A 17,724-nucleotide genomic window follows, 5' to 3' on the forward strand; every position below is an offset into this window, starting at 1 on the left:
CCACACGCGGCTTCAAGTGCCGGGGGATTCCCAGGTTTATAGCGCCGGTTCGATTCCCGTCATCCGCTCTTGCGAGAAGGCCCAGGTCAACGACCTGGGCCTTCTTCGTTGTCTGGACCTGTTCAGGAGCCCCGCACCACCTCCACGCCACCTGGCTCCTGTTCGCCCCTGCCCGACGCCTTCTTCCCAGATGGTCCTCGTGTGCCGATGAGCGGCGAGTAGCGCCGGCCCCCGGCGGCTACCTCGAAGGTATTCGTCGGGCCGTTGCATCGGTTCCGCCCAAAGCGCCACCCTCTGTGTCTGGTCGCACAGTTGTGGGTCTGGCGTGGCCGTATCCGGTTCTGCGATGCTTCCGTCGACAAGCGACGGCGGAACGAGGAAGCCGGTGAGATTCCGGCACGGTACCGCCACTGTGTAGGGGGAGCGACTCCGCCATGGCCACCGCCCCATCCGGGGGTGGGAAGGCCGGAGAAGCGTTGATCCCGAGTCAGGAGACTCACGCCGTCGCACCTCGATGTACGGGGCGGATTACCCCAGGAGAGGCGGTGGCACCCGTGTGCCTGCGTACGTATGGCGGCAGCTCTGTGTTGCCCGTGGCTCTTCGGGGCCGACCTGTCCGGTTTGACGCACGGGCCCGTTCCCCCAGGTTCTGACGACCTCTTCCCTCAGCGGGTTCCTTTCCGTACGCCGCATCACGCGCCTCGAAGTGCCGATGCGCGCTGCCTACGCATGCCACCAGGAGTCACCTTGTCCGTACGATCCGTCATGCCCGGGCGCCGTCAGGCCGCCGCGGCAGCCTTCCTCGCAGCCGCCCTCACGCTCACCGCGTGCGGCAGCGACTCCGGCCCGCCCGCCGACGCCAAGGCCCAGGCCGCCGGGGAGGGCTGCATCAAGGACTTCGACCCGGCCAAGGACTACTTCCCGATCAAGTCGACGGTGAAGCACGCCAAGAACTTCACGCTCCGGTACGAGAAGAGCTACCAGGTCCTCACCGTCAACGAGCCCTTCCCCAAGGGGAAGCCGGAGTCGTACGTACTGGTCAAGTGCGGTGCGCCGAAGCCGGAGCTGTCCGGTGATCTGGCGTCCGCGCAGCAGGTCACGGTCCCGGTCAACAGCCTGTACTCAGCCTCGACCACCCACCTGCCGCTGCTCACCGAGACCGGCACCCTGGACGTCCTGACGGGTGTGGCGAGCACCGCGAACATCTCCTCCACCGAGGTGACCGAGCGGGTGAAGGCGGGCAAGGTCACCGAGTACGCCAAGGACCGCACCCTCAACGCCGAGACGGTCATCGGCGCCAAGCCGGACGTGCTGATGACCCAGGGCACCGACGACCCGCAGTACCCCAAGCTGCGTCAGGCCGGTATCGCCGTGGTCGCCAACGCCGAGTGGCTGGAGTCCAGTCCGCTCGGCCGCGCCGAGTGGGTCAAGGCGATGGCCGCGCTCACCGGAGCGGAGAAGCGCGCCGGCGAGGTGTTCGACACCATCGAGGGCGACTACCGGAAGATCGCCAAGAAGGGCGCGCAGGCGGTCAAGGCGGGCAAGCCCGTCGAGGTACTGCCCGGCACGATGTACCAGGGCACCTGGTACATGCCCGCCGGCGGCAGCTACGCCGCCCAGCTGATCAAGGACGCGGGCGGCACCTACCCCTGGGCCGGCGAGGCGGGCACCGGCAACCTCCAGCTGAACTTCGAGGCCGTGTACGCCAAGGGCGGCGAGGCCCCGGTCTGGATCGCCGACCAGAAGTGGCAGTCGACCGCCGACGCGGTGAAGGCCGACAGCCGGTACGGGCAGTTGAAGGCCCTCTCCGGCGGGGCGGTCTGGACGAACACGAAGGCGCTGGGCCCCGGCGGCGGCAACGACTACTTCGAGCGCGGCGTGCTGCGCCCCGATCTGGTCCTCGCCGACCTCTTCGCGCTGATGCACCCGGACCAGGCGAAGGACCACGCCTTCACCTTCTACACGCAGGTGCCCAAGGCGTGACGACCCACATGGCAACCGCGCCGACCGCCTCGCCGGACCTCCCGGACGCCTCGCGGGCGGTACGGCCGGGGCGGCGGCGGCTCGTCGTCGTCCTCGCCCTCGCAGCCGGTACCGCGGCACTGTTCGTCCTCACCATCGCGACCGGCTCCCACCGGGTGCCGGTCGCGGACGTGGTCCGGGTCCTGTTCGGCGGTACCGCCGCCGACCCGCGGTGGACGGTGATCGTCGAGCAGGTCCGACTGCCGCGCGCGCTGACCGCGACCTCCGTCGGCGCCGCCCTCGCGGTGGCCGGCGTACAGATGCAGACGCTGTTCCGCAACGCGCTGGCCGACCCGTTCTCCCTCGGGGTGAGTTCGGGCGCCAGCATGGGCGTCGCCGCCGTGGTCGTCGGCACGGGCGGCGTCGCCGGAAGCTTCACCGGAAACCTGGCCGGCCTGGGCCGCCTGGGCGTCGTACTCGCCGCCTCGCTCGGCGCCGCCGCCGTGCTGGCCCTCGTCCTGCTCCTCTCGCGGTGGGTGCAGTCGGCCGTCACCCTGCTCGTCATCGGAGTCATGATCGGCTCGGCAGCCACCGCGGTGGTCGGCGTGATGCTCGTCTACGCCCGGCCCGAGCGCGCCCAGCAGTTCGTCATGTGGGGCCTGGGCAGCTTCGGCGCCACGACCTGGCCCGACCTCCAGGTCATGCTGCCCGTCATCGGCGCGGGCCTGCTGACCGCGCTGCTGACCGCCAAGCGTCTCAACGCCCTGCTGCTCGGCGAGGACTACGCCCGCACCATGGGCCTGAACGTCCGCCGCAGCCGCGATCTGGCGCTGCTCGGCACCTCGCTGCTGGCGGGCGCGGCGACCGCGTTCTGCGGCCCCGTCGCCTTCCTGGGCCTGGCCGTGCCGCATCTGACGCGCGTGGCGCTCGGGACCTCGGACCACCGCGCACTCATCCCGGCGTCGATGCTCGCGGGAGCGTTCCTCGCCCTGGCGTGCGCGCTGCTGAGCCAGCCGCCCGGCACGGACTCCGTACTGCCGCTCAACGCCATCACCTCGCTGTTCGGCGCCCCCGTCGTCATCGCGTTCCTGATCCGCAGCCGCCGCGGCGTACAAGGAGTGGCTTCGTGACCGACACCATGACCGAACCCGTCAAGGACACGGCCGGCGGACCGGACCACCCCGGCGGCCTGGCCACCCAGGGGCTCGCCGTCGGCTACCGCACCCGGTCCCCGCGCCGACACGGAGCGGGCCGGGCCGTGCTGTCGGGGCTCGACCTGGAGGCACGGGCCGGCGAACTGACCGTACTGCTCGGGCCCAACGGCGCTGGCAAGTCCACGCTGCTACGGACCCTGTGTGGGCTCCTGCCGCCGCTCGACGGCAGGATACGCATCGGCGGGGCCGACCTGGCGCACCAGCCGCCGGCCGCTCTCGCCCGACGGCTCGCCGTCGTCCTGACCGACCGGGTGGACCCCGGGCTGCTGTCCGTACGGGAATTGGCCGGGCTCGGCCGCCACCCGCACACCGGCTTCACCGGCCGCCTCACGGCCGCGGACCACGCCGCCGTCGACTGGTCGCTGAAGGCGGTGGGCGCGGGGCATCTGGCAGACCGGCCTGCCGCTGAGCTCTCCGACGGCGAACGCCAGCGCGTCCTGACCGCGCGGGCGCTGGCCCAGGAGCCCGAGGTCGTGCTCCTGGACGAGCCGACCGCCTTCCTCGACGTGCCCTCACGCGTGGCCCTCACCGTGCTGCTGCGCGACCTCGCCCGGGACAAGGGCCTCACCGTCGTGGTCAGCACGCACGACCTGGAGCTGGCCCTGCGCGTGGCCGACGCCGTATGGCTCGTCGACCGCGATTCCCGCGTCCACGCGGGAGCGCCCGAGGACCTGATCCGCAGCGGCGCCGTGGCGGGCGCCTTCGACGCCGACCACCTCGCCTTCGACCCGGTCTCCGGCAGCTTCGGACTGCGCCGCACCGCGCGGGCCGGCGTGGCGGTGGAGGCGCCCCCCGACGTGCTCCCGCTCCTCGAACGGGCCCTGGCCCGGGAAGGACTGGCCGTCGCGGACCCGGGCGACCCGGACGTCACCGCACGGGTGAGCTGCGACGGAGCGGACCGGCTCACCCTCACCGGACCGGACGGGCAGGTCGTCCACACCCGCAGCTTCCACGAGCTGACACGGACGGTACGGACATGGTGACCGCGGCCATCACCCCCGGCGTCCTGGCGCAGGTCTCCGGCATCGGACCGTACTTCGCCGTGGCCACCGGGGCCCGCCCTGTGGGCGGCGGTTTCCGGCGGCTGGCGGAGCTGTACGGCGACTCGGACGCGCTGGCGGAGTGCCTACGGGTCGTCGCCGGGCGGCTGCGCACCGACCAGCCCCGGGTGGCCGCGTCCACCCTGCACCTGGGCACCGCCTCCCGGCTCTGGTCGATCGCCCTGGCCTGCGCCGCACTCACCGGCCGCGTTCCCGATCTGGGGCCGGACCGCCTGTGGTGGCGCCTGCCCGCCTCCGGCCCTCTCGACCTGTGGCTGCCCGACCCGGGGGAGGTGGACCAGGAGCCGCTCCCGGCCCTGCACCACACCGTCGCCCTACAGAACCTGACCCCATGGGCCGAGGCCGTACGGCGCGTGTCCGGCGTCTCCCCGCACACCCTTGGCGGCAACGCCGCATCCGCGCTGATCGGAGCCCACCGCGTCCTGCTCGCCAGGGAGCCGCACGCCCCGTACCCCGCAGTGCCCCTCGTCCGCGGACTGCTGGACCGCCCGCCGCTGGCGGGCGCCGGCACCTGCCGCACCACCACCCCCGACGGGCCGCTCGCCTTCCGTCGCCGCAACTGCTGCCTGTACTACCGCGTGCCGGGCGCGGGCACCTGCGGCGACTGCGTCCTCAACCCCAAGGAGAAGACCTCATGACCACCACCGAGCCGACCACCACCGTGCCGACCGTCATCGAGACCCCCGGCGGCGGCACCCAGCACGTCTGGCCCCTTCCGGTCGACGAAGCCACCCTCCTCGACCTCGTCACCACCGTCTTCACCGACCACTGGCAGCACATCCATTTCGGGCCCATCATCGAAGGCGCCGCCTGGGAGGTCGGCGCCCCGAGCGCCCCCACCGCCATCACCATGAACGACGGCTACGCCACCATCGACTTCGGCGCCTGGCACTTCCACCTGTGCATCGGCGAGCACACCGCCTCCGGCCCCGAACTCGGCCGCATCCGCCGCTGCTCCCGCGCCGAGCTCTACCGCAGCCTCGGCTCCGACGGTTCCCCCGTCAGCTGGGGAGCCCGCCTCTTCAACGGCCGCGACGAGCAGATGATGACCGTCCTACTGCCGAACCCCTTCCTCACCGACCGCCAGGACATCCTCGACACTCCCGACTTCACCCGACTCACCACCTGGGACACCCTCCGCGACCGCTTCCTCCGCCTCTCGCCCGACCCCCTCGACCGCACCGGCAAGGGCTTCGGGCACAGCGGTTGACGTACGGGCGGCTCCCGCTTGCGACCGCAACAGCATGAACTCGCACGCCAGACAGGGCAGCAAGATGTCAACGCCCCGCAGCTCCGGACGGACCTGTCTGGCCGCAGTCGGCACGCGTGCCCCAACCGTGCCCTTACGAGCGGGGAACAGCGGTCAATACGGGTACGGGAAGACCGTCCGAACAGGTTGCTCAGTGGCCTTCTGGCGAGCGGCCCGCACCATCCCGTCCAGCCCTCCGGCCGCCTCCTTCTGACGCTCATGATCCGAGTGTTGGTAGATCTGCGCCCCGCCGCACCCCCGACGGGTCGGGGTCAAGGACCGCGCCCGGAGCCCGTAGCGCGCCGCCTCTACGGCGCGCTACGGGCTCCGGGCGGAGGAGAGAGACCCTCTGTGGCGGGGGCGGTCGGCTTCACGGCTTTACGCAGCCGCCTTGGGGCGAGCCTTGAAGATCGGGGGCCCGTTTCGGGCCCCTGTGGGCAGGTCCACAGACCGCCCGAGTCGCGGCAAGCCTACGGGCCCCCGATGGATCGTTCCGGCAAATGACGGCCGATCACCTGGATGACGGGGATCACGGTCCAGGCGCGGTATGTCGCGTCAGGAGAACGTTCCCGGGATGTCCTCGGTAATGCCGTTGGTGGTGTCGGTGATGGACACCATCGTGTAGCTCACCTCGGTCGGCCCCACCAGACGCTGGCCAGGGGGGCATGTGAAGGTGCCAGGGCTCGGCGGGTCGATCGTGATGGAAGCGGTGATGGATCCGTTCCTGTTGGAGGTGAACGTACCCGTGGCCGAGACGTCCTGGAGGACGGTCGTCTTGTTCCCGGCCGAGGGGTTGCGGCCGCCTCTGTTGAAGCATTGGTAGGTGGCCTGTGCCTGCGCGTCGGCCCGGTAGTCGATCCTCTGGTTGTTGCCGAGCCCGGCCTCCTTGAAGCTGACGATGAGCTGGCCTTCGGCGTTCGGCCCCGTTGCCGAGGCGTTGACGAAGTGGCCGGCGGCGAACGCCGGGGCCACGGCGATCGCCAGGGTCGCCACGGTCGTCGCGAGGGTGGTACGAATGCGCACGCGAATCTTCCTTCCATGCAGGGAACGTGTTTGCCGGAGACCTGCTCTGGCCGGCGCTACCAAGGCGCACGCCTTGATGGCTACTTCACCCTCTATCGCCCATATCGCATATATAAGACAACCAAGCACAAACAGGATATCTGTACTCGATCAGCCCATAATCGACGTCGATCTCTTCGTGTAATAGGACGGCACTCGCGGTGGAATGCCCGGTAATCCACGGCAGTTGAGCAGCGAGACCGCGACGTGACGCAGAAGCCGGTGCCCGCAAGCGTGTTGGGGCAGGGCTGGCAACAGGGCAACGCCGTAAAGCAGCGAGTACAGCAACCACCACGACCCGACGGGGCCTCACGGGGGACCGCGGTACGCCACGGCACTCAGCGCCAGAAACGCCACCAGTGCGCTGCCGCCTTCGGTGAGGAACAGCATGGAGATCAAGAGATGTCCACAAACGGGGGCAAACCCCGAGCGGTGATTCTCCCGACGTCCGGTGTCCGGCGACACGAGGCACCGGACGGGCGAAACGTCAGGGTCGAATACTGCCAGACGGGATAGTATCGCTGTAGATAGTATCTTCGACGGGAGCGTGTCGTGCGTCGATTCATCGGGCGGGAGCGGGAGCTGCGGGTTTTGGGCGCGGCCTTCGAGAAGGTCCTCGAGGGGGGCGGTTCCCAGAAGCCCGGCGAGTGCATCCTGCTGCGCGGGCGCCGCCGGGTCGGCAAGTCGAGCTTGGTCGAGGAGTTCCTGAGCCGGGCCGAGGTCCCCTACCTCTTCTTCACAGCGGCAGGGGGATCAGCGGAGGACGAGCTGACGGAGCTGCTCGACGCCGTCGCTTCCTCCACCCTGCCGGAGCGGTCTCTGTTCGCCGAGGAGGCTCCGACCCAATGGAACGCCGCGTTCCGGCTGCTTGCGGAGATCCTGCCCGACGACAGCCCCAGCGTGGTCGTGATCGACGAGGTCCCGTACCTCATGGACCGGATCGATGCCTTCGAAGGCATGCTGCAGCGGGCGTGGGACCGGCTGCTCAGCCGCAAGCCGGTACTCCTGCTGCTGGTCGGCTCCGATCTGTCGATGATGGAGGCGCTGAACAGTTACGACCGCCCCTTCCACCAGCGCGGGCGCGAGATGGTCCTGGGGCCGCTCACTCCCGCTGACATCAGCGACATGCTCGGCCTGGAACCGGCGGCCTCGTTCGATGCGGCACTGGTGACCGGCGGGCTGCCACTCATCTGTGCCGAGTGGGCGCAGGGTGCCTCGCTGTGGGAGTTCCTCCGAGCCTCGCTCGAAAATCCCATCTCCGCACTCCTGGTCTCCGCCGAACGATCACTTGCCGCCGAGTTCCCTCCCCAGGCAATGAGCCGCGAAGTGCTGCGCGCCATCGGGAGCGGCGAGCGCACGTTCACCAACATCGCCCGGGCTGCCGGCGGAATCGCCCACACGACCCTCACCAGAGCCACCGACGTCCTGACGGAGAAGCGCGTGGTCGCGGCCGAACTGCCCGTCTCCCTCCGACCGTCCAAGGAGCGCCGCTATCGGGTGGCCGACCCGTATCTGCGCTTCTGGCTGGCGTTCCTCGATCCACACATGGCGGAGATCGAACGCATGCGCGGCGACCTGACCCTGAGCCGGATCAAAGAACAATGGACAAGCTGGCGAGGCCGGGCCGTCGAGCCGCTCGTACGCGAATCCCTTGCCCGCCTCCTGCCCGACGACGACCTGCCCGCCGCCCCGGCCATCGGCGGATACTGGACCCGCAGCAACGACGTCGAGATCGACCTGGTCGGCGCCGACCGCCAGCCGGTGGCCAAACAGCTGCTCTTCCTCGGATCGGTCAAATGGCTGGAGAGCTCGGCCTTCGACAGCCACGATCTCGCCGCACTGCACAAACACCGGGCAGCAGTCACCGACGATCCCGTGCCACTGATCGCGGTTTCCCGCAGCGGCGTCAACTGCGCCGGACTCCAGGCAACATACGGCCCGGAAGAATTGCTCACCGCCTGGCGCAGAAACTGAACAGTCGGATTGGGCCTTACCCAGTCGCCGCGTTCTCGGCGATCGCGAAGATCCGGTCCAGGCGGTGGTGGAGTACCGCGATGGCCGACTCCTGACTTCGCCGGCCCACCAGGATGCTCGGCTCGGGGACGATCACGGCACGCCTGCTGAGCCTGGAGGCTCGGGCCCTCACGGCCGGCGGAGACAGCCGCAGCGCGCTACGCTCCCTCGCGCTGGCCCATGAAGCACGCGGGCGAGGGCGACGAAGACCGGCCAGAGCGCGGCGCGATGGGCCAGCCGCTGACCGGCAGCCTTGGGGTTCTATGCCTCCTGCCGATCCCCTTGCGTCAAGCCTCATGCTTCCAGGAGTCAAGGCGCGATCACTGAGGCGGGGACACTCCGCACGGCCTTCCTCAGCAGAACGGGGCCCTCAGCGGCACGCCGCACTCCCCAGACACCCCGATCGCATACGTGACGCACCCCGCCACGAAGCACCGAACCCCGTCACACCCCGCCTGCCGAACAGGGGAAAACGCTTCAATCTGCCAAGCCGGCGGACGCGTGCCCTATCCGTGCCCTTCGGAGCGGTGAACAGCGGTCAATACGGGTACGGGCAGACCCTCGCGAAGCTCCCTCGGTCAGCTGTTTTCGCAGGTCAGACACCATGTAGATGCCCCGCACGCCATAGATTCCCAAGCTTATAGCGCGGGTTCGATTCCCGTCATCCGCTCCATGACAAAGCCCCAGGTCAGCGACCTGGGGCTTTTGTGTTGCCTAGACCTGTCGGGGCCACGCGCCATTCGCGTGCCGTAACTGCCGTCACGGCGCGCCAAGTCGGCCCCCAGGTCAGCCTGCGGCGGCCAGGGTTGTACGCAGCAGGTCCAGGAAGACGGTGGCTGCGGGGCTGGAGGGGCCGTCCGCCCGCCAGGCCAGAGCGACCCGGCCGCGTAGCGGCGGCTCGGTGATCTCCAGCGTCCGCAGCCCGAGGGCCGACGCCGCGCCCGCGGGGAGAGCCGGAACCACCGCCACGCCGAGACCGCGGGCGGCGAGCTGTGCAAGGAACAACGGAGCGGCTGCCTCGAAGGCGATGCGGGGCTGGAACCCGGCCTGCGCGCACGCGCGGTCGAGTACCCCGCGCAGCCCTGTGCCGCGCGGCAGGCTGATCAGCGGGCGGTCGCGGAGCTCGGCCACCGGAATGCTCGTGCGGTCCGGGGGCGTGAGGGCGGGGTCGTTCGGGGCAACGGCTGCGACCAGGGGTTCGTCGACCAGGACCTGGAGGGAGATGCCCGGTGGGGGTTCCTCGTCCGCGAGTCCGATCACGGCTATGTCGAGTTCCCCGCGATTCAGTGCGGTGAGCATCCACTCCGAGCTGTCCTCCGTCAGGGCGATCTCTACTTGGGGGTGGTCCTCGTGGAAGCCGGCCAAGACGGCGGCCAGGTCGAACTCATGGGCTGCCGCGGCCGCGCCCGAGACCAACCCGATCGCGACCCGGCCGCGGAGCAGCCCGGTGAACTCATCAGCGGTCTGCCGTACCGCTTCGACGGCCGCGAGCGCGGCCCGCGCGTACGGCAGTACGGCCTCGCCCACCTCCGTCAGGGTCACCGACCGGCCGGAGCGGTCGAGCAGCGGGTGCCCGAGTTCCTTTTCGAGCCGGCGGACCTGGGCACTCAGCCCCGGCTGTGCCAGGTGCAGACGGGCGGCAGCGCGGGTGAAGTTGGCTTCCTCCGCGACGGTGACGAAGTACCGCAGCTGGCGAATGTCCATAACTGATGATGCTAGTTGCGAGACATGCAAACTCTTGGACTTATGGCGGGGCTGCCGAGAGCCTTGAAGCCATGGGTAACACGACGCACCGGAGACCAGCGGCGGAGATCAGGGCCGCGATCGCAGCCGAACGCCGGGAGCTGGCGGCCATGCTGGACGGCTTGTCGGCCGAGGAGTGGGACGCGCCGACCCTGTGCGGGGGGTGGCGGGTTCGGGAAGTCGCAGCCCACATGACGATGGGGTTTCGCTACTCGCTCTCCAGGATGGCGTGGGAACTGATCAGATCGCGGGGCAGCCTCCATCGGATGACCGATCGATGCGCCCACAAGGACGCAGCCACCCATTCGACGCGTGAGCTTGCCGCATTCCTCAGTGACAACGCGGATCACCCCTGGAAGCCGCCGGTCGGCGGGATCGAGGCAGCCCTGGGCCACGATGTGATCCACGGCCTGGACATCACGGTCACTCTGGGGCTCGAACGCCAAGTTCCCGAAGACCGCCTGCGCATCGTCCTGGGGAGCGTCAACGCCAGGACTCTCAAGTTCTTCGGAGCCGACCTGGACGGCATCGAACTCCGCGCCAACGACCTCGACTGGTCCTTCGGTACCGGAACGCCGCTGTCCGGCGCCGCACGGGATCTCCTCCTGCTCGCATACGGCCGACGGCTCCCCCCAGGACACCTCCACGGCGAACTGGGCGATCGCTTCCTCGCTGCGCCGGCATGACGGCGGTGACTGCCTGCGTGCGAGCTCTGCCACATAAGCACCGCCGAAGATCCACTCTTGATTCTTCAGTCGGGCGTGGAGGGTATTTTCTGAGCTCGTCGCGGTCCAACGGCGCGACCGCCCGGACGAGCTGCTCGATCCGCATCTCGGTGACGCACCGACGGCGACGTGGGTACTGGACTGCACGGCCACCCCGACCGAGGTCGGCATCGGCATCAAGGGGCCGTACGTTCAAGGCCGTCCCACCAACCGGTTCGTCTACCTGTCCTGGGGCGCTGTGGACAAGGCAGGAACCTTCATGATGTTCCGGCGGGCCAAGCTGATGCTCGACGCCATCGCCCCGGCCACCGCCGACGCCGCGCTGCGCGGGCATCAGGCGTACTGCCTGGTCTGGCCCTGAGGCGCGGCGGCTGCCGGGCCGCGGCATGCGTGTGCCGTGCCCGGGCGCACCCGGACACGGCACAAGCGGTCAGACCCCGATCAGCTCAGGGGCGCCGGTTACTTCATGTCCTTCCGGCGGTGGTTGGGGTCCATGGGGGCCTCCATGACCTTGGCCGGCTTGGCACGCTGGGCCGTCCCGACCCCCGGCAGCGGCGGGGTGACCAGTACCCAGCCGTTGGTGCACATCACCAGGGTGTCGGTGTTGTTCTGGAGCTGACACCTCCGCTCGTACAGCTGGTTGCCCGTGGTCAGCACCTGGAACGACACGAAGTTCGCCTGGGAGGCCACGGAGATGGAGCAGGCGTCGGCGGGGAGGTCCGCCCCACCGTTGGTGCCCTGGGTCAGGTTCAGCCAGTTCCAGGTGTTCGGATTCTGGATGGAGCGGACGCCGCCGACGACCTGGCCGTCGGTCAGGACGGCCTTGACCTCGCTGGAGTTGCTGGGCTCGTAGGCGTCGACGTCACTGCAGACGGCGGGACCCGCAGGACCCTGCGGACCGGTCGGACCCGTCGCGCCGTCCGTGCCGTCCGTGCCGTCCGTGCCGTCCGTGCCGTCGGTACCGGCCGGACCCTGCGGACCCTGCGGACCCGTCGGACCGGTCGCCCCGCCGCCAGGACCGGCCGGGCCCTGCGGACCGGTCGGACCCGTCGCGCCGTCCGCGCCGTCCGTGCCGTCCGTGCCGTCCGTGCCGTCCGTGCCGGCCGTGCCGGCCGGACCCTGCGGACCCGTCGCACCGTCGGCACCGTCGGCACCGTCGGCACCGGCCGGACCCTGCGGACCCGTCGGACCGGTCGCCCCGCCGCCAGGACCGGCCGGGCCCTGCGGACCGGTCGGACCCGTCGCACCATCCGCGCCGTCGGCACCGGCCGGACCCTGCGGACCCGTCGGACCCTGCGGACCCGTCGGACCGGTCGCGCCCTGGCCACCCGGCTTGCACTTGTCGTGGTCATCGCCCGGCTTGAGGTGCGGGGTGGACCTCTGCCCTTGCTTCGCCGCCCAGTCCTCCACGTGCGACGCGTCGAGCCAGTCCGGTCCCTCCGGCCCGTGCGGCCCGTCATGCCCGTCATGCCCGTCAGGCCTGCAGTCGTCGCCTCCGTCCGCCTGAATCCCCGCGGTCACTGCCGCGGGGGGCTGTGCTGCCCACGTCCCGGCTGCGGCAGGGCTCGCGATGCCCGCCAGAACGAGAGCGAGCGACGCGAACGCGCCGGTGGCCAGCCATCCTGCCCGCCGGGGAAGCGGGCCGAGGGACGATCGGGTCCTGGACTCAGGACTCATGCGCTACTCCTTGTGGAACCGAATCAGGTGGATCTCCGGGCTGGGTCGAAACCCTCGGCAACAGTCGACCCCCCGCAGGGACACGTGTCAGAGGCACGCGCGGACATCAGCACATCGGCCCAGCGCCGGCGGGCCATGCGGACGACCCTCCAGCGCGCCTCCCCGGCCCGGGCACACGCATGAGCGCCCAGCACGGGCGTACTCGTACGACCTGCTCCCTTTCCGGGGCCTGTCCGAGGCCGACTTCTGGCTGCTGCGGCGCAAGACGAACCCGAGATGACGGAGGGCCTCGGCGGGCGCAGACCCCCCACCGCTGCAACGACTGGGCTTCACCCTCGCCTAACGGCACGGTCAGGTGGCTCGTACGACCGTAGACCGACACGAGATCGGCGACGGACTGGTGGCGCGGGCCGTCATGCGGTGGCGGTCGGCGCATCGGCCGATTGCGCGCTGTGCGGCCGTTCGGTGGATTCTGACCGCAGAGAAGGTGGCTCGGAATCACGACCGCGGGATCACTGGCATCTTGAGGGTTTTCGGACGCCGCAGCCGCCTTCGAAAGGCATCAGTCATGCAAGCACCCGCCGCAGACAACGCCGCCCTCCCAGCCCAGCAATCAGCCACCGGTACACGGGTGCCAGCGGAGGCCGAACCGCGAAGCCCAGCCGGAATTCCGTGGTGGATCTGGCTCCTCGCCGGAGCACTGTTCCTGGCTTATGCGACGCTGTCGCTCCGCCTCCATCAGCGGATGCTCTCCAACGCCTTCGACCTGGGAATCTTCGAACAGGTCATCCGGTCCTACGCGGACGGCCGTCTGCCCGTGTCCGAGGTCAAGGGGCCGGACTTCCCCGTCATGGGGGATCACTTCCACCCCATCCTGGCTCTGGTGGCGCCCCTCTACCGGCTCTGGCCGTCGCCGATGACCTTGCTCGCCGTGCAGGCGGCACTGATCGCCGCGAGCGTCGTGCCCCTGACCGTATGGACCCGACGCACGCTGGGCTCCCTGGCCGCCGGAGTCATCGGTGCCTGCTACGGCCTCTCCTGGGGCATCGCGAGCGCGGTCGGCCTCGACTTCCATGAAGTGGCCTTCGCCGTACCCCTGCTCATGTGCTCGCTGATCTCTCTCGCGAGCGACCGGCTGCGCGCCGCGGCGTGCTGGGCCCTGCCTCTGCTGCTGGTGAAGGAAGACCTCGGTCTCACGGTGGCCGTCATCGGCCTCCTCATCGCCCGGCGCGGAGCTCGCAGGCTCGGAATCACCATGGCCGCGGCCGGTCTGGCCGGAACCGCTCTGGCGATGCTGGTGATTCTGCCGGCCTTCAATCCGGAGGGATCGTACGGCTATCTGTACTGGTTGACAGGTCCTGAAGGCGGCGACAGCGGGCCGGCGGATCTGCTCTACCAGGCCACGATCGGACTCATCACCCCTGCGGCCAAGATCACGACACTGCTGTTCCTGCTGGCACCCACCTTGTTCCTGGCCCTGCGATCTCCGCTGGTGTGGGTCGCGCTGCCGACCATGCTCTGGCGCTTCGCGTCCGACCTCTACACCCACTGGGGCACCAGCCTCCACCATTCGCTCGTGCTGATGCCGATCATCTTCGTCGCGTTCGCCGATGCCCTGAGCAGGCGGCAGCCGAGCAAGAGCAGCTTGCGCCGCTACCTGGGGGGCTCGGTCGTGATCACAGCCCTGCTGCTTCCGCAGTTCCCACTGTCGCAGTTGGTCAAGCCGGACACCTGGCGGCCCGATCCGCGCGTCGCCGTCGCCCACAGCCTGATGGACCGCATCCCTGACGGAGCCACCGTTCAGGCATCCAACCAACTCGTTCCGCAGCTCACCAACCGCACGAGCGTCAGCCTCTACGGCTGGGCCGACAGCCGCCCCGACCCAGAGTGGATCATGGTGGACACCGGGGTGCCGCCGCACCGCCGGTGGCCGCAGAGCGTTTTCGAGGAGAGGGACTCGCTGGATCTCGCCCGTACGCAGGGATATCGCAGCGTGGCCGAGCAGGACGGCTTCGTCCTGCTCAGGCGCTCAGGCTGACGGCCCTTACGCGGCCCTCACGGCACCACGACCACTCCCTCGATGACGACCGGCTTCTTGGGCCTGCCGTCGGTGGATCCGGTCTCCACGCCGGCCTTGCCGATCTCCTTCACGACGTCCAGGCCGCCGATGACTCGCGCGAACGGAGTCCAGTGGGAGGGCATGGCGACCTTCGGATCAGCGAAACTGATGAAGAACTGGCTTCCGTTCCGGCCGGGAGCAGCCTTGGACATCGCCACCGTTCCGGCCGGATACTTGGCTCCGGCCAGATTCTCATCCGGGAAGGTGTACCCGGGATCAGCCTTGCCCTTCCCCTCGGGGTCTCCGCATTCCAGTGTGAAAACCCCCCGTGTCGTCACGCGGTGACACCTGCTTCCGTCGAAATACCCTTTCCTGGCCAGGAAGGAGAACGAGTTGGCCGCACAAGGCGCATCGGCGGTCAGCGCCTCCATCAGCACCAGCCCTCGATTGGTCACCAAAGTGGCTGTGAACGGCCGGGAGGCCTTCGCGGCATCGAAGACGGGGATGTCGGAGGCCACTCCCCGCTGGGTGGGGGTGTAGGAGCACGGGGCGGCCGGAGGTTTCGGGGCGGAGCCTTCGGCGGTCAGAGAGACCAACGCCCACGTGAGCACCGAACATGTCCCCGTGACCGCAAGTGCCGTGATCATCGTCCTTTTCGCGGACATGTGTTCCCCAATGGCGGTGAGTTGCGTTTGCCTGCACGATGCCGCGAGCGTATCCAGGGGTCGTTGAATCGGCACGAGCGACACATACCTTCCCGTTCCGATCGGCGCGCCTCAGCCGTCCACCGCGGGGAATTGGTTTTGGATGAGGCCCGTGAAATCAACGGTCTGCCTGAATATGATCGTCAGGGACGAAGCTCCGGTGATCCGCCGCTGCCTTGAGTCCGTTCGCCCCCTGATCGATACCTGGGTCATCGTGGACACCGGCTCGAACGACGGCACCCAGGACGTCATCCGCGAGGTCTTCGGCGACCTGAGCGGCACCCTGCACGAGCGGCCGTGGAAGGGGTTCGACGGGAGTCGCAGCGAAGCAATCGACCTCGCCCGCGGAAGTGCGGACTACCTGCTGTTCATCGACGCCGACGACCTGATGGAGGTGAAGCCGGAGTTCCGCATGCCGGAGCTGACCCGCGACGCATACCGGGTCGCGCTCCACGACGGACCGATCATCCACTGGCGACCGGCCCTGGTCTCGACGCGGCTGCCCTGGCGGTACATGGGTGTGCTGCACGAGTACATCGACTGCGGAAAGCCGTACACCCTCGGGACGCTCCACGGCGCCAACATCCTCTCCGTGGGCGGCGGGGCGCGTGTGCGGGAAGGCCTGCGGACGAAATACCTGCGTGACGCCGGGATCCTTGAGCAGGGCCTGGCCAAGGAGCCCGACAACGCCCGCTATGTCTTCTACCTCGCTCAGAGCTGGCGCGATGCAGGAGAGCCGGAAAAGGCGCTCGCCGCCTACGACCGCCGGGCCACCATGGGTGGTTGGGGGGAGGAGGTCTTCTGCGCCCACCTCTATGCCGCGCGCCTCGCGGCTCGTCTGGACCGGCCGGCCGCCGAGGTGATCGACCGCTACCTCCGCGCGCACGAAAGTCGTCCCTCGCGCGCCGAAGCCCTCGGTGAACTGGCACGTTTCTGCCGACTCGCAGGCCCGCCGCGCTGGCCGCTCGCCCACCTGTTCGCGAAGCAGGCGGCGCGGATCCCCTATCCGACCGACATCCTGTTCGTCGAGTTCGACTGGTACAACTGGCGCGCCCTCGACGAACTCGCAATTTCGGCTTACTGGGTGGGGGAGTACGAGGAGTCCAGGGAGTGCTGCCAGCGCCTCCTCGGCGACGGCAAGCTACCCGAGGAACAGCGCGAACGGATCACCCGCAACCTCGGATTCGCCCAGCGCAAGCTGGGTGCGGACCAACGCAGGGCCGAACCAACCCCTGCGCCTGCCCTGACCCCCTCCTGACCCGGACCGCGGCGGCCGCGCGACGCGTTTCCTGTCTTCTCGGGGCCGGACGGGGGGATCGACGGGGCCGATCGAGGGAAGGGCGGGACGGGAGCGGTGACCCGGGCGGCGCCTTCCCGTTTGCCGAACATGCAGATCAATCGAATCTCAGTAGTCGGCGGCCTGGCCGGCACGGTCCTCCTCTTCGGTGGCGCGCCCGCCCACGCGGCCGACCCGCTGGTCTCGCTCCTCGACAGCCTCAGCGTCTCGGACCTCTCGCTCTCTCGGATCCTCAACCCGACGGTCGTCCTGACCAACGGGGGCGCGACGACGCTCCAGCAAGCGGCCGAGCCGCTTCTGGCGCAGCCCGCCACGCCGGCGGCGGCTCCAGTTGCTCCGGCTGCTGCGCCCGCCGCTCCGGCGCGCACCATCGTGGTGCAGGCAGCCCCCGTGCTGCCGGAGGGTCCCGCGCGGGCCGTCCTGACGCCGGCCGCGCCGTGACGGGTGTACACGTGAAGGCCCCGTCCGGGATCGGGAGCTGCTGGTAGACCCGGGCCTGCGGCACGACGGCCTGTGCGACCCCGTTGGGGTTGTGCAGGCCGTCGTCTTGCTCAGGGCTACGCCTCCCCGACTTCAGTTCGACCCTGACGGCCCGCCTTCCGGCGCCGCCACAGAGGACAGGGGTCACCCGTAAGCCACACCCTGTGGTCGAAATGATGCAGATTGTCACTACGCGTGTCAGCGTGATCCGCGAGGAATCCCAACCCTACGGATCAAGAGGAGTCGCCGTCATGGGCGATGCACAGGACAGGCACCAGGAGCCGGGCAAGGGCCGCGAGGCGCAGGAGCATCATCGCTCCGGGGACCCCGCGCACCCCAAGCCGGGCAAGGCGTCCCGCGAGCAGGGGCAGAAGCAAGGCCACAAGCAGGGCCCGAAGGAGAACTCGCGCCGCCGCGAGGACGACCTGTTGCGCGAGGAAGACCTGCACGACGAGACGCTCTGACCGGAGCACCACTC

Annotated in this window: 15 protein-coding genes, 1 pseudogene and 1 riboswitch; of the genes and pseudogenes, 12 read left to right on the top strand and 4 right to left on the bottom strand. The window is 69.6% G+C overall.

Annotated features, from left to right (window positions below):
- The first annotated feature begins 330 nt into the window (after positions 1-330).
- Positions 331-520, top strand: a riboswitch (cobalamin riboswitch).
- Between the two features lie 227 nt (positions 521-747).
- From AC061S_RS01585 to AC061S_RS01605, 5 genes are read left to right on the top strand one after another with little or no spacing between them, the layout of a single operon-like run.
- Positions 748-1,983, top strand: coding sequence for an ABC transporter substrate-binding protein (locus AC061S_RS01585; RefSeq protein WP_478683956.1), 1,236 nt, complete (start codon positions 748-750; stop codon positions 1,981-1,983).
- 8 nt (positions 1,984-1,991) lie between these two features.
- Complete coding sequence (locus AC061S_RS01590) at positions 1,992-3,092, top strand: FecCD family ABC transporter permease (RefSeq protein WP_478683957.1); 1,101 nt, start codon at positions 1,992-1,994, stop codon at positions 3,090-3,092.
- Positions 3,089-4,159, top strand: coding sequence for an ABC transporter ATP-binding protein (locus AC061S_RS01595; protein ID WP_478683958.1), 1,071 nt, complete (start codon positions 3,089-3,091; stop codon positions 4,157-4,159). Before AC061S_RS01590 ends, AC061S_RS01595 begins: the two co-directional genes overlap by 4 nt.
- Complete coding sequence (locus AC061S_RS01600) at positions 4,153-4,875, top strand: (2Fe-2S)-binding protein (protein WP_478683959.1); 723 nt, start codon at positions 4,153-4,155, stop codon at positions 4,873-4,875. The genes AC061S_RS01595 and AC061S_RS01600 overlap by 7 nt, the downstream gene beginning before the upstream one ends.
- A complete protein-coding gene (locus AC061S_RS01605) occupies positions 4,872-5,447 on the top strand; it encodes a DUF7676 family protein (protein ID WP_478683960.1) in 576 nt (191 codons plus the stop codon). The genes AC061S_RS01600 and AC061S_RS01605 overlap by 4 nt, the downstream gene beginning before the upstream one ends.
- Before the next feature lie 594 nt (positions 5,448-6,041).
- On the opposite strand, the gene AC061S_RS01610 is transcribed toward AC061S_RS01605, so the two are convergent.
- Entirely contained in the window at positions 6,042-6,509 is a 468-nt protein-coding gene (locus AC061S_RS01610) for a hypothetical protein (protein ID WP_478683961.1), read from the bottom strand.
- A 591-nt stretch (positions 6,510-7,100) separates the two neighbouring features.
- Between AC061S_RS01610 and AC061S_RS01615 the strand changes: the two genes are divergently transcribed.
- Positions 7,101-8,522, top strand: coding sequence for an ATP-binding protein (locus tag AC061S_RS01615; protein ID WP_478683962.1), 1,422 nt, complete (start codon positions 7,101-7,103; stop codon positions 8,520-8,522).
- A gap of 825 nt (positions 8,523-9,347) precedes the next feature.
- Here the strand turns inward: AC061S_RS01615 and AC061S_RS01620 are convergent.
- Entirely contained in the window at positions 9,348-10,265 is a 918-nt protein-coding gene (locus tag AC061S_RS01620) for a LysR family transcriptional regulator (protein ID WP_478683963.1), read from the bottom strand.
- A 71-nt stretch (positions 10,266-10,336) separates the two neighbouring features.
- Between AC061S_RS01620 and AC061S_RS01625 the strand changes: the two genes are divergently transcribed.
- Together AC061S_RS01625 and AC061S_RS01630 are read left to right on the top strand one after the other, a co-directional pair.
- Positions 10,337-10,990: a maleylpyruvate isomerase family mycothiol-dependent enzyme gene (locus tag AC061S_RS01625; protein WP_478683964.1), complete on the top strand. Its 654-nt coding sequence runs from the start codon at positions 10,337-10,339 to the stop codon at positions 10,988-10,990.
- A gap of 97 nt (positions 10,991-11,087) precedes the next feature.
- Positions 11,088-11,357 (top strand): annotated as a pseudogene (locus AC061S_RS01630) (DUF5990 family protein); the annotation flags it as partial.
- Between the two features lie 131 nt (positions 11,358-11,488).
- On the opposite strand, the gene AC061S_RS01635 reads toward AC061S_RS01630, so the two are convergent.
- On the bottom strand, positions 11,489-12,706 hold the full coding sequence (locus AC061S_RS01635) for a collagen-like domain-containing protein (protein WP_478683965.1): 1,218 nt from the start codon (positions 12,704-12,706) through the stop codon (positions 11,489-11,491).
- 745 nt (positions 12,707-13,451) lie between these two features.
- Here AC061S_RS01635 and AC061S_RS01640 point away from each other — a divergent pair.
- Positions 13,452-14,744, top strand: a complete 1,293-nt coding sequence (locus AC061S_RS01640) for a DUF2079 domain-containing protein (protein WP_478683966.1) — start codon at positions 13,452-13,454, stop codon at positions 14,742-14,744.
- A gap of 17 nt (positions 14,745-14,761) precedes the next feature.
- Here AC061S_RS01640 and AC061S_RS01645 read toward each other — a convergent pair whose 3' ends face one another.
- Positions 14,762-15,283: a peptidylprolyl isomerase gene (locus AC061S_RS01645; protein WP_478683967.1), complete on the bottom strand. Its 522-nt coding sequence runs from the start codon at positions 15,281-15,283 to the stop codon at positions 14,762-14,764.
- Positions 15,284-15,605: 322 nt separating this feature from the next.
- On the opposite strand from AC061S_RS01645, the gene AC061S_RS01650 reads away from it, so the two are divergent.
- The 3 genes from AC061S_RS01650 (at position 15,606) to AC061S_RS01660 (ending at position 17,710) form a co-directional block, all read left to right on the top strand.
- Positions 15,606-16,727 carry a tetratricopeptide repeat-containing glycosyltransferase gene (locus tag AC061S_RS01650; protein ID WP_478683968.1) on the top strand — a complete coding sequence of 374 codons (1,122 nt, stop codon included), beginning with the start codon at positions 15,606-15,608 and terminating at the stop codon, positions 16,725-16,727.
- 129 nt (positions 16,728-16,856) lie between these two features.
- Positions 16,857-17,207 carry a hypothetical protein gene (locus tag AC061S_RS01655; protein ID WP_478683969.1) on the top strand — a complete coding sequence of 117 codons (351 nt, stop codon included), beginning with the start codon at positions 16,857-16,859 and terminating at the stop codon, positions 17,205-17,207.
- A gap of 290 nt (positions 17,208-17,497) precedes the next feature.
- Positions 17,498-17,710: a hypothetical protein gene (locus AC061S_RS01660; protein WP_478683970.1), complete on the top strand. Its 213-nt coding sequence runs from the start codon at positions 17,498-17,500 to the stop codon at positions 17,708-17,710.
- Positions 17,711-17,724 lie beyond the last annotated feature (14 nt).

The sequence above is a fragment of the Streptomyces sp. CA189 genome (assembly GCF_056428985.1).

Coding starts and splice junctions, on each gene's coding strand:
- AC061S_RS01590 (WP_478683957.1), top strand. CDS start 1,992: ATGGCAACCGCGCCGACCGCCTCGCCGGACCTCCCGGACGCCTCGCGG.
- AC061S_RS01600 (WP_478683959.1), top strand. CDS start 4,153: ATGGTGACCGCGGCCATCACCCCCGGCGTCCTGGCGCAGGTCTCCGGC.
- AC061S_RS01605 (WP_478683960.1), top strand. CDS start 4,872: ATGACCACCACCGAGCCGACCACCACCGTGCCGACCGTCATCGAGACC.
- AC061S_RS01620 (WP_478683963.1), bottom strand. CDS start 10,265: ATGGACATTCGCCAGCTGCGGTACTTCGTCACCGTCGCGGAGGAAGCC.
- AC061S_RS01625 (WP_478683964.1), top strand. CDS start 10,337: ATGGGTAACACGACGCACCGGAGACCAGCGGCGGAGATCAGGGCCGCG.
- AC061S_RS01635 (WP_478683965.1), bottom strand. CDS start 12,706: ATGAGTCCTGAGTCCAGGACCCGATCGTCCCTCGGCCCGCTTCCCCGG.
- AC061S_RS01640 (WP_478683966.1), top strand. CDS start 13,452: ATGCTCTCCAACGCCTTCGACCTGGGAATCTTCGAACAGGTCATCCGG.
- AC061S_RS01650 (WP_478683968.1), top strand. CDS start 15,606: ATGATCGTCAGGGACGAAGCTCCGGTGATCCGCCGCTGCCTTGAGTCC.
- AC061S_RS01655 (WP_478683969.1), top strand. CDS start 16,857: ATGCAGATCAATCGAATCTCAGTAGTCGGCGGCCTGGCCGGCACGGTC.
- AC061S_RS01660 (WP_478683970.1), top strand. CDS start 17,498: ATGGGCGATGCACAGGACAGGCACCAGGAGCCGGGCAAGGGCCGCGAG.